Origin of the sequence: Streptomyces ipomoeae 91-03, assembly GCF_000317595.1 — a bacterium.
GTDB lineage: Bacteria > Actinomycetota > Actinomycetes > Streptomycetales > Streptomycetaceae > Streptomyces > Streptomyces ipomoeae.
This window is the reverse complement of record NZ_AEJC01000007.1, coordinates 14238-27058: the sequence shown is the minus strand read 5'-3', so window position 1 is coordinate 27058 and position 12821 is coordinate 14238. Positions and strand designations below refer to the sequence as shown.

The 12821-nt window shown below is 72.9% G+C and carries 8 protein-coding genes; 2 read left to right on the top strand and 6 right to left on the bottom strand.

The annotated features are described in order from the left end of the window. The first annotated feature begins 69 nt into the window (after nt 1-69). Nucleotides 70-1662: an alpha/beta fold hydrolase gene (locus STRIP9103_RS00385; RefSeq protein ID WP_009293373.1), complete on the top strand. Its 1593-nt coding sequence runs from the start codon at nt 70-72 to the stop codon at nt 1660-1662. Nucleotides 1663-1914: 252 nt separating this feature from the next. On the opposite strand, the gene STRIP9103_RS00380 is transcribed toward STRIP9103_RS00385, so the two are convergent. Beyond that, nucleotides 1915-2358 carry a DUF6278 family protein gene (locus STRIP9103_RS00380; RefSeq protein WP_009293372.1) on the bottom strand — a complete coding sequence of 148 codons (444 nt, stop codon included), beginning with the start codon at nt 2356-2358 and terminating at the stop codon, nt 1915-1917. A 218-nt stretch (nt 2359-2576) separates the two neighbouring features. Here STRIP9103_RS00380 and STRIP9103_RS00375 point away from each other — a divergent pair, with 218 nt between their 5' ends. Next, on the top strand, nt 2577-4352 hold the full coding sequence (locus STRIP9103_RS00375; protein WP_009293353.1) for an SGNH/GDSL hydrolase family protein: 1776 nt from the start codon (nt 2577-2579) through the stop codon (nt 4350-4352). A gap of 84 nt (nt 4353-4436) precedes the next feature. On the opposite strand, the gene STRIP9103_RS00370 is transcribed toward STRIP9103_RS00375, so the two are convergent. The 5 genes from STRIP9103_RS00370 to STRIP9103_RS00350 form a co-directional block, all read right to left on the bottom strand. Continuing rightward, a complete protein-coding gene (locus STRIP9103_RS00370) occupies nt 4437-5216 on the bottom strand; it encodes an exodeoxyribonuclease III (protein WP_009293365.1) in 780 nt (259 codons plus the stop codon). A gap of 137 nt (nt 5217-5353) precedes the next feature. Beyond that, the gene (locus STRIP9103_RS00365) at nt 5354-5995 is read right to left on the bottom strand and encodes an MBL fold metallo-hydrolase (protein WP_009293351.1); all 642 of its coding nucleotides are present in this window, start codon (nt 5993-5995) and stop codon (nt 5354-5356) included. Nucleotides 5996-6056: 61 nt separating this feature from the next. Continuing rightward, the gene (gene pcaDC, locus STRIP9103_RS00360; protein ID WP_009293346.1) at nt 6057-7391 is read right to left on the bottom strand and encodes a bifunctional 3-oxoadipate enol-lactonase/4-carboxymuconolactone decarboxylase PcaDC; all 1335 of its coding nucleotides are present in this window, start codon (nt 7389-7391) and stop codon (nt 6057-6059) included. Nucleotides 7392-7610: 219 nt separating this feature from the next. Further along, entirely contained in the window at nt 7611-9767 is a 2157-nt protein-coding gene (locus tag STRIP9103_RS00355) for an SWIM zinc finger family protein (protein ID WP_086019200.1), read from the bottom strand. A gap of 128 nt (nt 9768-9895) precedes the next feature. Next, on the bottom strand, nt 9896-12739 hold the full coding sequence (locus STRIP9103_RS00350) for a DEAD/DEAH box helicase (RefSeq protein ID WP_009293358.1): 2844 nt from the start codon (nt 12737-12739) through the stop codon (nt 9896-9898). Nucleotides 12740-12821: the final 82 nt, after the last annotated feature.

Sequence of the window (12821 nt, the reverse complement as noted above, 5' to 3'; positions counted from 1 at the left end):
AGTTACCTCTGATAAGGGGGCGCGGTTACCGTCGGGTCACTTTGCACTGACACGAGTGAGGAGTGACCCGTGAGACACCCGCACAGCAAGACGTCGCGTACGGCGAGGGCGCTGCGTACGACCACCGTGGGGGCCGTGTCGGCCACCCTGGTCGCCGGTACGGCGCTGGGCCTCGCCCCTGCCGCGCAGGCGGCCTCCGCCGACGCGCCGACCACGCGGTTCGTGGACATCGAGGGCCATGGCGGCACCGTCCTCAAGGCGAACGTGGTCGCGCCGGCCGACGCCTCCCGTGCGTACCCGCTGCTCGTGCTGCCCACGAGCTGGGGTCTGCCGCAGGTCGAGTACCTGGCGCGGGCGCAGAAGCTGGCGGACGCCGGTTATGTGGTGGTGAGTTACAACGTCCGCGGATTCTGGGAGTCCGGCGGACATATAGAAGTAGCCGGGCCACCGGACATAGCCGACGCGTCCAAGGTGATCGACTGGGCGCTCGCCAACACCCCGGCCGACGCGGGACATGTGGGCATGGCGGGGCTGTCGTACGGCGCGGGGATCAGTCTGCTCACCGCGGCGCACGACAAGCGGGTCAAGGCGGTCGCCGCGCTGAGCGGCTGGGCCGATCTGATCGACTCGATCTACTCGGGGCGCACCCAGCACATCCAGGCGACCGGCCTGCTGGACGGGGCCGGGCGGATCACCGGGCGGCAGAGCCCCGAACTCCAGCAGATCTTCCAGGACTTCTACGCGTCCAACCTGGAGAAGGAACCGGAGCTGATCGCCTGGGGGAAGAAGCGCTCCCCCGCGAGTCATGTGGACCGGATCAACGCCAACGGCACGGCTGTCATGCTCGCCAACGGCTGGGGCGACTCCATCTTCCCGCCCAACCAGTACGCCGACTTCTACGAGAAGCTCAGCGGCCCGAAGCGGCTGGAGCTGCGGCCCGGTGACCATGCCACCACCGAGTTGACGGGGCTGTTCGGGCTGCCCAACGACGTGTGGACGGACACCCGGCGCTGGTTCGACCACTATCTGAAGGGCGTGGCCAACGGGATCGACCGTGAGCAGCCCGTGCGGCTGAAGTCCCGTACCGGGGGCGGCTTCGAGGGCTATCCGGACTGGAAGTCGGTCACGGCGACCCGGAAGAAGATCGCTCTCACGAGCGGTACCACGATCCACACGAACGTCGACTCGGGGGCGAACGGCGGGATCATCTTCCTGTCCGGCGTCCTGGACCAGGTGGCCCAACTCCCGCCCGTGGCCTCGATTCCGCTTCTCCCGCGCCGCTACGCGGCCGTGTGGCAGTCGGAGAAGTACCGGACGACGCAGGCCGTGCGGGGCACCGCCGCGCTGCACACCACGGTCACCGCCACCAAGGAGAGCGGCACCCTCGTCGCGTACCTCTACGACGTGGGCCCGCTCGGCCTCGGCAAGCTGGTCAGCAACGCGCCGTACACCTTCCACGGCAAGACGCCCGGCCAACCGTTCGGCGTGGACCTGGAGTTGTTCTCCACGGCCTACGACGTTCCGGCGGGCCACCGTCTCGCCCTGGTCGTCGACACGGTCGACCCGCTCTACATCGAGCACAACCCGTCCGGCGCGCAGCTGACCTTCTCCTCGCCGCCGAACGACCCGTCGTACGTGTCGATACCGCTGCGCGAGCAGTGATCTCCGGCTGCCGCCGGGCGGGCCTGGCCCCTTGGCTACTGCGCGCCTGGCAGCAGCGTTACCTGTTCGGCCGGGGTGGCGCCCACGGCCTCGCTCACCCCCCAAGTGGGTGAACCGCTCATCGTAGTCGAGGCCCGGCGCCGCTTCGGCGGCGGTCGCGTCGGTCAGTGCTTGAGGATCTTGGAGAGGAAGGCCTCGGCGCGGGCACGGGCGATGGTCGCACTCCCCCAGTGCCTCGAGAGATACCGGCAGTCAGCCCTCGGCGATCTCGGCGTACATCTGTGAAAGTTCCGGTACGCCGCTGACGGCCCAGTCGTGGCCGGCCTCGACCACGTCGATCTCGCGGCCGGAGGCCAGCCGTACCACGGGTTGGCCGTTGGCCCAGATCTCCCAGCGGGCGCCGGGGACCGTGCGGACGGCGACCGTGCCGAGATAGAGCCCGGCGTCGTTGCCGAGCCAGGACTCGGCCTCCTCGTCGCCGCGCCAGCGCGGCAGCAACTGGTCTAGGGCCTCCAACGAGGCGGCGGAGTCGTCCAGTTCGACGCCCGCCTCCTGGGCCTGCGCGCGCAGCAGTTCGCATTCGGAGAGGAGTGCGGCAAGGCCCTCGTGACCGCCGCCGTCGCCGTCGGTGAACACCGCGACCCCGCGAGCGAGGCCATGCCGCTTGCGCCAGTTGCCCAGGAAAGAGATGTTCATGTGGTCAGCGTGTCATTCGCATGGCCATTCGCACCACAGGCGCGCGGGCACCGTCCGTTCGCCCGGAGTTCGCCCGCTGTTACCACTCACCTCGTTCTGACGGCCCTCTGACGCCTCTGTGGTTTCGTGGCGCCTCTGTCGGCTCATCGTTGTATCGATGCCGCGTGCGTCGTCATCGGCGCCGGCGAGATGGTCACCACCAGGGGGAGGGATCGCGCGTGCGTCGACGCGTCTGCGGAACGGCCGCCGTACTGGGTCTGCTGGGTGTCCTGGCGGCACTCGCCCCCGCCGCCTCCGCCCGGGCCGCCACCGGCGGCCGGGCCGCACCGGCATCACTCGAACAGATATTCGACAATAGAGCGGTCAGCGACGACACACGGCCCGCCGAGGCCGACTTCGACGGCTCCGGCGGCTCCCTCTCGGCCCAGGACCTGACCGCCGCCGGCTGGACGCCCGGCCGTTCCCTGACCGTCCAGGGCGCCCGCCTGACCTGGCCGCGCCGCACGGCGGGCGAGCCGGACAACGTCCGCGCCGCCGGTCAGTCCGTACGCGTACGGGGCCGTGGCGACGCCCTCGCCCTCCTCGTCGCCGGCACCGGCGGCACCGACGCGACCGGCACCGGCACGGTCCACTACTCCGGCGGCACGCGCTCCTCGTACCGGCTGACCGCCCCGGACTGGCGCACCGGCCCCCTCGCCGCCAAGGCGGTGGCGCTCCCGCACATCAACACCCCCGGCGGTCAACTCGCCGAGAAGGCACGGCTGTACGTCGTCACCGTGCCGATCGTCCGTGGTCGCGCGGTGACTTCGGTGACCCTGCCGCGCAACCGGGACCTGCATGTGTTCGCCCTGTCGGTACGGCCCGAATCCCGTGGCTGGACAGGGAGTTGGGCGGCGTCGTCGTCGGGCCGCACGGCCGTCGGGCCCTGGACCGACCGGACCCTGCGGCTCGTCGTCCACGCCTCGGCGGGCGGCCCCCGGGTGCGGATCCGGCTCGACAACACGTTCGCGTCGGCGCCGGTACGGGTCGCAAGCGCGACGGTGGCCCTGCAGGCGGAGGGCGCGGCTGCCCGGAGCGCGCCGGTGCCGTTGTCGTTCCGGGGCGCGGCGGGCACCGAGATCCCGGCGGGCGCCCAGGCGTTCAGTGATCCGCTGGGCTTCGAGGTGCCCGCGGACGCCAACCTGCTGGTGAGCTTCCATCTGCCGGGGACGGTGACGGCCGCGCCCGTGCACCGGCTCGCCCAGCAGACCTCGTACGTCAGCGAACCGGGCGACCACGCCGGTGACGGCTCGGCGGCGGCGTACACCTCGACGATCACGACATGGCCGCTGCTCACCGGAGTGGACGTCGGTGGCGGGCCGGGGTCCGTCGTGCTCCTCGGCGACTCGATCACCGACGGGGAGAAGTCGACGGTGGGTGCGAACCGCCGGTGGCCGGATCTGCTGGCCAGGCGGCTCGCGCAGCAGAACGCGGTCCCGCGCTACGGGGTCCTCAACCAGGGGATCTCGGCGAACCGGGTGCTGACCGACCGCTATCCGGGGGACGGTGTCTCCACCGACACCGGCGGTGTGAGCGCCCTGCACCGCCTCGACCGTGACGTCCTCGCCCAGACCTCCGCCCGTACCGCCGTCGTCTTCCAGGGCGTCAACGACGTCCGCTGGGGCGCCACGGCGGCCGAGGTCATCGCCGGGCTGCGGGAGATCGCCGCCCGGGGGCACGAACGCGGCCTGCGCATGCTCGTCGCGACCATCGCGCCCTGCGCGGGCGAGGCCCGCTGCACGCCCGCCGTCGACGCCCAGCGGGTCACGGTGAACGAGTGGATCCGCGGCAACCAGGAGTTCGACGGCGTGCTCGACTTCGACGCGGTGCTCCGGGATCCGGAGCAGCCGACGAGGATGCTTGCCGCTTACGACAGCGGGGACCATCTGCATCCCGGGGACGCGGGGCTCGCCGCGCTGGCCGCGTCGGTGGACCTGCGGGCCCTGGTGCCCTGATCGTCCGGGGGCCGCGCCCCCGGGCCCCGCCGCGGCCCGAACGGCCTCGTCCTGGAACGCCGGACGGGCTGTTCGAGTCGGCGGCTACACCTCCAGGTCCACCACCACCGGCGCGTGGTCGGAGGCGCCCTTGCCCTTGCGCTCCTCGCGGTCCACGTACGCGTCCTTCACGGCCTCCTCGAACGGCTTGTTGCCGTAGACGAGGTCGATGCGCATGCCGCGGTTCTTGGGGAAGCAGAGCTGGCGGTAGTCCCAGTAGGTGTAGGGGTGGTCGTACTTGAGGGGGCGGGGGACCACGTCGAAGAGGCCGGATTCGCGGAGGGAGGCGAGGGCGGCGCGCTCGGCGGGGGTGACGTGGGTGAGGCCCTCGAAGGCGGCGACGTCGTACACGTCGTCGTCCGTCGGAGCCACGTTGTAGTCGCCCATGACGGCGAAGGGGCGGCTGCCGCTCGCGTCACCGGCGACGGCGGCCTTCAGGGCCTCGAACCACTGGAGCTTGTACGCGTAGTGCGGGTGGTCGACCTCGCGGCCGTTCGGCACGTACACCGACCAGACGCGGACCGGGCCGCAGGTCGCGGAGATCGCGCGGGGCTCCACGACGCCGTCGTAGCCGGGGTCGCCGGGCAGGCCCTTGACCACGTCCTCGATGCCGACGCGGGAGATCACCGCCACGCCGTTCCACCGGCCCGTGGCGTGCACCGCGGCCTCGTAGCCCTTCTCCCGCAGCTCGGCGAACGGGAAGCCGTCCTCGGCGATCTTGGCCTCCTGGAGGCAGAGCACGTCCGTGCCGGTGCTCTCCAGCCAGGCGAGCAGCCTCGGGAGGCGGGCGGTGATCGAGTTCACGTTCCAGGTGGCGATACGCATGCTCCACAACTTACCGGGCGGGTACGACAACGCCGTCCCGCCCGGTGGCCACCGGCGCATCCGCCCAGGTCATGAGGGTCCTGACCGCCGCCGGGACCGCTTTCTCACCCTGGCCGGCCGCCGGGTCGCGGCAGTGCTCAGAGGTCCGCCGATGCGCCGGGCGCCAGCCGCAGGTGTTCCGCGCCGCCCAGGGCGCCGATCTGGCGGTCGTAGATCGGGCGGGCGAGGTCGGTGAGGAGGGCGTCGTGGATGTCGTACGCGCGCTGCGGCCCGACCTCGCGGACGTAGTCGATGACCTCGGAGATCTTGCTCCAGGGGGCCATGACGGGGAGCATCAGCGTCTCGACGGCGTGGCCGGGGACGGTGAGGGCGTCGCCGGGGTGGAAGACGCGGCCGTCGTCGACGAGGTAGCCGACGTTGGTGATGCGGGGGATGTCCGGGTGGATGACGGCGTGGAGTTCGCCGTGGACCTGGACGTCGAAACCGGCCGCCGTGAACGTGTCGCCGTGACCGACGGTGTGGACCCGGCCCGGGAAGGCGGCGGAGATCTGCTCGGCGACGGACCGCAGGGTCCAGATCTCGGCGGCCGGGTTGGCCTCCAGGGCCGCCCGCAGCCGTCCCTCGTCGAAGTGGTCGGGGTGCTCGTGGGTGACCAGGACGGCGTCCGCGCCGACCGCGGCGTCCTCCTCGCTGAAGGCGCCGGGGTCGATGACGAGCGTGCGTCCGTCCTTCTCCAGACGGACGCAGGCGTGCGACTTCTTCGTGAGCGTGAGCTTCATGGGTCCATCCTGCCCCGGTCACCGGTCGTGGGCTCACTCACGGGGCGCGCTCCCACAAGGCTCACTCCGCGGGCGTGGTCTCCTCGCGGATGACCTGCTGGGCCACCTTGAACGCGCTGTTCGCGGCCGGGACGCCGCAGTAGACGGCGGCCTGCAGGAGAACCTCCTTGATCTCGTTCGGGGTGAGGCCGTTGCGGAGGGCGGCGCGGGTGTGGAAGGCGAGTTCCTCCAGGTGCCCGCCGGCGACCAGGGCGGTCAGGGTGACGCAGCTGCGGGAGCGGCGGTCGAGACCGGGCCGGTCCCAGATCTCGCCCCAGGCGTAGCGGGTGATGAACTCCTGGAAGTCGCCGGAGAACTCGTCCGCCGACGCCAGCGCCCGGTCCACGTGCGCGTCGCCGAGCACCTCCCGGCGGACCTTCAGTCCGGCGTCGTACGGGTCCGGTCTCCCCGTGGCCTCGGGCTGCGCGGCGGCCGGGGCGATCTCGGCGACGGGTCCGGTCTGCGGCCCGATCTGGGGCCCGGTCTGGGGTCCGCTCTGCGGCGCCACGGTGGCGAGGGCCGGCTTGACGGGGGCCGCCGGGATCGCGATCTGGCCGGTGTCCGCGTCGTAGGCCGGCTGCCAGGCCGTGGAGAAGTGCCGTACGAGGAGGTCGGTGACGGCGGCGGGCTGCTCGACCGGCACCAGGTGCGAGGCGCCGGGGACGACGGCGAGGCGGGCGTCCGGGATGCCCGCGACCAGGGTGCGGGCCTCGGCGGGGCCGGTGACCTGGTCATCCGAGCCGACGAGGACGAGGGTGGGGACGCCGATACGGCCCAGGTCCGCGCGGACGTCGAACGAGGCGAGCGCCTCGCAGGCGGCGATGTAGCAGCCGGGGTCGGTGGTGCGGACCATCTGCACGGCCCACTCGGTGATCGCGGGCTGCGCCGCCGCGAACCCGGCGGTGAACCAGCGGTCCGGGGACGTACGGGCGATGGGGTCGAGGCCGTTCGTCCGTACGATCACCCCGCGCTGACGGAACTCGTCGGCCGTGCCGAAGCGGGGTGAGGCCGCGATCAGTGCGAGCGAGGCGATGCGTTCCGGGTGGCGCAGGGCGAGTTCGGCACCGATGGCACCGCCCAGCGCGCAACCCGCGTAGCCGAAGCGCTGCACCCCGACGGCGTCCAGTGTCGCCAGCAGCCGGGCCGCCAGCTCGGTGACCGAGCCGCCGGGATACGCGGGCGCGCCGCCGTGGCCCGGCAGGTCGAACCGGAAGACCCGCCACTGTTTGGTCAGTTCCGGGACCTGTCGATCCCACATGTGCCACGTCGTTCCGAGCGAGGGGCCGAGGATCAGGACCGGGGCGTCGTCCGGTCCGTCGAAACGGTACTGGAGGGCGGGGGTCGTCGTCTCACTCACCGCTCCACGCTAACGTCCCTCTCCTGGTGCTCATGCCCTGGGCCCCGAATACGCCCAGACGGCTCCCGAACATCAGCGGGCAACTCTCACACCCTCTTCACCGAAGCGCAGGTCAGCCGCCGGGCCATTGTCTTCTCCGGATGCCGGATGACCACTTCGAACAAACTTCCCCGATGTCTCGGGGAGGTGAGTGCTCGCGTTGTGGCGGCGGGCGAGCGGTCATGCCTCCCCCAGGCCGGTCAGGGCGCCCACCGGGTCGAGGTCCGGGGTGCCTCGCGGCCACCAGTCGTCCTGGCCCGGTTCGGACTCGTAGGCGTACCACAGGCCGTCGCGGCCCAGGCGCAGTTGGACATGGCCGAAGGGGTGGGTGAGGTGGTTGCGCCAAGGGCGGAACGCCGGGAGGTCGGCGGCCAGGAGCAGGGGCCGGGCGCGGTCGAAGCGGCCGGCCGGTGGGTCCCAGGGTTCCTCCAGGACGGTGAGCCCTTCGAGTCCGCCCTGGCGCCAGGCGGCGACCGCTCGGGCCAGGTCGGCCGGGGTGCGGCCGGTGGCGGCGGCCAGGGAGGAGTACAGCGCTCGGGTCGTGGCCGTCAGACCCGAGCCGGGGCGGGCGGCGGCCAGCCGTACCGCGTCCTGCCACAGCGTCAGCTCGGCCACTGGGTCCCTTCCGGTGGTGAGCAGCGCGTGCGCGCGGGCCGCCGCGTCCGTGGCCAACTGGTCCAGCGCGAACGGGTCCGGGCCGCCCGGTGCGCCCGGATACACCGGGGGCTGTTCCGGGTGCGGTGGCGGGGGCAGCGGGGCGGGCAACGGCGGGAGCGTGCGCGGGGCGAGGGCGTCTCGCGCACGGACGCCGGGGAGGGCCTGGGGTTCCCCGTCCTGAGCGGCACGGGCCGCACGCGTGGCACTGCGCCGCGACAGCGCGTCGAGCAACTGACGCTCGCCCCGGCCCCGCAGGAGCAACAGCACGAAGGGGTCCTCGTCCAGCAGTCGGGCGGTCTGGTAGCAGAGGGCCGCCGCGTGCTTGCAGGGGTGGCCGAAGTCGGGGCAACTGCAATGGGGGTCGAGCTCACCAGGGCCCGGCAGCAGGCGCACGCCTGGTCCGGCTCGGGTTCCGGTGTCTCCAGTGTCTCCGGCGTCTCGGGGGCCGGTGTCGGCGAGCGCCTGCGGCAGCTGCTTGTCCAGCAGTGCGGCGATGCGGCCGGGGCGTTCGGCCGCCGCGTCCAGGAGGCGGTCCCATTCGGTGTCGTCCAGCGTTCGCACACGGATCTGCACGCGATACGGCCGTGGTCTGCTGCCGTGGACATACGCCAGCACCAGCCCCGGCGTCACGGTGATCGCGTCCACGTGCCCCTTGTCGGCGTACGCCCGCCCGCGCGCCAGCCGCGCCGCGTCCAGTGCCCCTTCCTCCAGCGCCGACACCCACGCATTGCCCCACCAACTCTCCGCGAACGCCTCCCCGCCCGAGGGACGCGGCGGGAACGCCGGGAAGGTACGGCGCAGTTCACCGTCGCGGGAGGGGGCGGCCATGGTGCGGGGGACGCGTGGCGTCGTGGGGGTGTCCGGTGCGGCGGTGCCGGGTGCGTCGTGGGCACGAGGGCGTGCGGAATCGTCTGGGGGGTGGGTGCCGGGTACGTGGTGGCTGCGGGAGTGTGCGGAGCCGTCCGACAGGTAGGTGCCGGGGACGTCGTGGGCATGAGGGCGTGCGGAATAGTCCGGCGGCGGGTCGTCCTTGGCGGCGGAGCCGGCGTGAGCAGCCACGGCCCGCTGGATGTCCGTGCCCTTCGCGGACGGGGCATCGGTGGGTGCGTCATCAGGCGGCAACCGGAAGGCACCGGCGAGCAGTTCGTGCACGTCCCGCGTCGGACGCCCTCCACCACGATCAGCGCCCCGGCCGCCTTCCCGGCCATCGCCTCGCCCCCGGGTCTCCTGCCGTGCCCGGGAGCGGATCGACCCCCGGTCGGCAGTTCGACGCGAGGTGACGGCCCCCTTGGCGCCCACCTCGGCTTCGGTTTCCGCCCGTGCCCGCTCGGCCGCGCGGGCCGCCCGCAACGCTTCCCTGGCGATGTCACCGGGTCGGGCGCCCGCCGGGGACACCGCGTCGGAGCGCTCGGCTCCCGAAGGGGTTCCTTTTCGCTCCCCTTCCGGCTCCTCAAGAGTGGCCGCCTCGGCATTCACGGCCCGCCGCAGCGCCTCCCGCGCCACATCACCGGGACGAGCGCCGCCCGGTGCGGCAGGCGTGCCGTACTCGTCGCCCGCCTCGGACCCTCGCGTCGTCCCCCGCGCCCGCGCCGCCCTCAGCGCCCGACGGGCCACATCGGCGGGACGTGACCCGGCACCGGAATCCACGGACGCCCTCTCCACGACCCCTGAATCCCCCATGGCCGAACCTTCCCCGGCTCCCGGCTCCCCCACGGCGGGGCCTTCCTCGGCCTCCGACTCCCCCACGGCCCAGTCCTCAACGCCCCCGCGTTGCTCCACGCCTCCGTGCCGCCGCTCCTCGTCCCCGCTCACGCCGGCCTCCGCAGTGAGACCAAGGCCTTCAGTTCTCGGTCGGTCAGTTCGGTGAGGGCGGCCTCGCCGGAGCCGAGGATGGCATCGGAGAGGGCTCGCTTGGACTCCAGCATTTCGGCGATGTGGTCTTCGACGGTGCCCTCGGTGATGAGGCGGTGGACCTGGACGGGCTGGGTCTGGCCGATGCGGTAGGCGCGGTCGGTGGCCTGTTCTTCGACGGCGGGGTTCCACCAGCGGTCGTAGTGGATGACGTGGCCGGCGCGGGTGAGGTTCAGGCCGGTGCCGGCGGCCTTCAGGGACAGGACCAGTACCGGTGTCCGCCCGCTCTGGAAGCGGTCCACCATCTGTTCGCGGTCCTTGACCGGTGTACCGCCGTGGAGCAGTTCGACCGGCACCGCCCGCGCGGTGAGGTGGGCGGTGATGAGGCGGGCCATGCCGACGTACTGGGTGAAGACGAGTGCCGAGCCGTCCTCGGACAGCAGCGTGTCCAACAGCTCGTCCAGCAGGGCGAGTTTCCCGGAACGACCGGTCAGCCGGTCCCCCGCGCCGGCCGCGTCCTCCTTCAGATACAGGGCCGGGTGGTCGCAGATCTGCTTCAGGGCGCCGAGCAGCTTCAGGACCAGGCCTCGGCGTGCGATGCCCTCCGCCGTCTCGATGGCGAGCAGCGACTCGCGCACCACCGCCTCGTAGAGCGCGGCCTGTTCACGGGTGAGCGGGACGGGGTGGTCGGTCTCGGTCTTGGGCGGGAGTTCGGGGACGATACCCGGGTCGGACTTCTTGCGGCGGAGCAGGAAGGGGCGGACCAGGCGGGCGAGGCGGGTCACGGCCTCCTCGTCCTCGCCGTTCTCCACGGCTCGGGCGTGGCGGGCGCGGAAGGACTTCAGCGGGCCCAGCAGACCCGGTGTCGTCCAGTCGAGCAGGGCCCAGAGTTCGGAGAGGTTGTTCTCCACCGGCGTGCCGGTCAGGGCCACGCGCGCGGGCGTCGGGATCGTGCGCAGGGCCTTCGCCGTCGCCGAGTAGGGGTTCTTGACGTGCTGGGCCTCGTCGGCGACGACCATGCCCCAGTCCTGCTGGGCCAGTTGAGGTGCCGATGAGCGCATCGTGCCGTACGTGGTGAGGACGAAGCCGCCGACGGGGCTCTGGGAGCCCCGTAGTTCGTCCAGGGTGCGGTCGGGGCCGTGGAAGCGGCGTACGGGCACGCCGGGGGCGAAACGGGTGATCTCCCGCTGCCAGTTGCCCAGCAGCGACGCGGGGCAGACGACGAGCGTGGGCTGGGGGCGCGCCCGGCGCAGATGGAGGGCGATGACCGTGATGGTCTTGCCGAGGCCCATGTCGTCGGCGAGGCAGCCGCCGAGGCCGAGGGAGGTCATGAGGTCCAGCCAGGCCAGACCGCGGAGTTGGTAGTCGCGCAGGGTGGCCGCGAGGCCCGGGGGCGGGTCGACCGGGGTGATGCCCGCCGTCAGGCGGTCCCGCAGCGCCGCCAGCGCGCCCACCGGCACCGCCTCCACCGTCTCGCCGTCGACCTCGGCGGTGCCCGTGAGGGCCACGGACAGGGCGTCGATCGGGTCGAGCAGGCCCAGTTCGCGTTTGCGGGCCTTGCGGACGAGGGCCGGGTCGACGAGGACCCACTGGTCGCGGAGGCGGACGACGGGGCGGTGGGCCTCGGCGAGGGTGTCCATCTCCGCGTCGGTGAGCGGGTCGCCGCCGAGCGCCAACTGCCAGCGGAACCGGAGCAGTTCCTCGCTGTCGAAGAAGCCGGTGCCGTCGGTGGCGGAGCCGGGCGCCGGGCGCACCTCGGCCCGGGCGCTCAGATCGTGGGCCAGGTCCCGGGGCCAGTGCACGGCGACCCCGGCCGCGCCGAGCCGGGTCGCGGCGACGCCCAGCAGGTCGGACAGTTCCTCTTCGGAGAGGGCGAGGACATCGGGCACGTCCTGCTCGGAGAGCCGGTCCAGCGGAGGCCAGACGCGGGCCGCGCGGCGTACGGCGAGGGCCGCGTCCACGCGCGCGCGTGGTCCGAACGCCGCCTCCGCGTCGCCCGCCCACAGCGCCGTCGCGTCGGCGACGAGGGTGGGGTCGGCGAGGCTGTGCACCTGGACCACGGCCGCGCCCGCCCGCCGGGCTCCTTCGCCGTCGTCGAACAGGTCGTACGCCGAGAGGTCGAGCCGCAACGAGATCCGTACGCCCGCGTCCATGCCCGCGGCGACCTCGGCCGCCCAGTCGCGTGCGGCCGGCAGCCGCTGTCCGGCGTTCGCCGCGAACGGCTTGCCGGAGACATACGGCGCCGCCGGGCCGCGCGGGAGCGTGTCGGCGACCGCGTCGAGGAAGGACCGCATCAGCGCCTCCGGCTCGGGCAGCCGGAGTGGGCCCTTGCCGGGCAGCGGTACGGCATGGCCCTCGTACGGAAGTGCCGCGGCGACGGCCCTGAGGTGGGCGACGTCGTCCTGGTCGAGCGGTCCCGCCCGCCAGGCGTCGAAGCCGTCGACGGTCAGCCCCGGCAGCAGCCGCCCCCGGGCGACGAGCCGCAGCGCGTGCAGAGTGGCCGCACCCCAGCAGGCCGTGGCGGGGTGCGCGGCCGGGTCACGCCTGGCCCAGGCCAGCAGGGGCAGGGCCTCGCCGATCGGCAGGGACACGGCGGGAACGGTGCCCCTGCGGACCGCGGAGCCGTGGCGTCGTACGACCGTGAGGTCCGTGTGGTTCCCCGTCTCGCCGGCGGGCCGTTCCCCGTCCTCCGGGTCCCAGAAGGCGACCCGGCCGTGGCGGGGCAGCGGGGCGGGCAGGAAGACGGCGGCCAGCCGCACGGGAACGGCCGTGTCGGCCTCGGGAACAGCCATGTCCCGCATACGTCCGGTCACCTCCCGCCCTTGAGTCGGATGAGCCGTCTCCGGCTCGGATCAGCTGTCTCCGACTCTACGGGCGGGGTCT

What these genes read in the sequence shown, in the direction of transcription:
- STRIP9103_RS00380 (WP_009293372.1), bottom strand. Translation starts at nt 2,358, where the DNA reads ATGAACATCTCTTTCCTGGGCAACTGGCGCAAGCGGCATGGCCTCGCT.
- STRIP9103_RS00370 (WP_009293365.1), bottom strand. Translation starts at nt 5,216, where the DNA reads ATGCGTATCGCCACCTGGAACGTGAACTCGATCACCGCCCGCCTCCCG.
- STRIP9103_RS00365 (WP_009293351.1), bottom strand. Translation starts at nt 5,995, where the DNA reads ATGAAGCTCACGCTCACGAAGAAGTCGCACGCCTGCGTCCGTCTGGAG.
- STRIP9103_RS00355 (WP_086019200.1), bottom strand. Translation starts at nt 9,767, where the DNA reads ATGGGGGATTCAGGGGTCGTGGAGAGGGCGTCCGTGGATTCCGGTGCC.
- STRIP9103_RS00350 (WP_009293358.1), bottom strand. Translation starts at nt 12,739, where the DNA reads ATGCGGGACATGGCTGTTCCCGAGGCCGACACGGCCGTTCCCGTGCGG.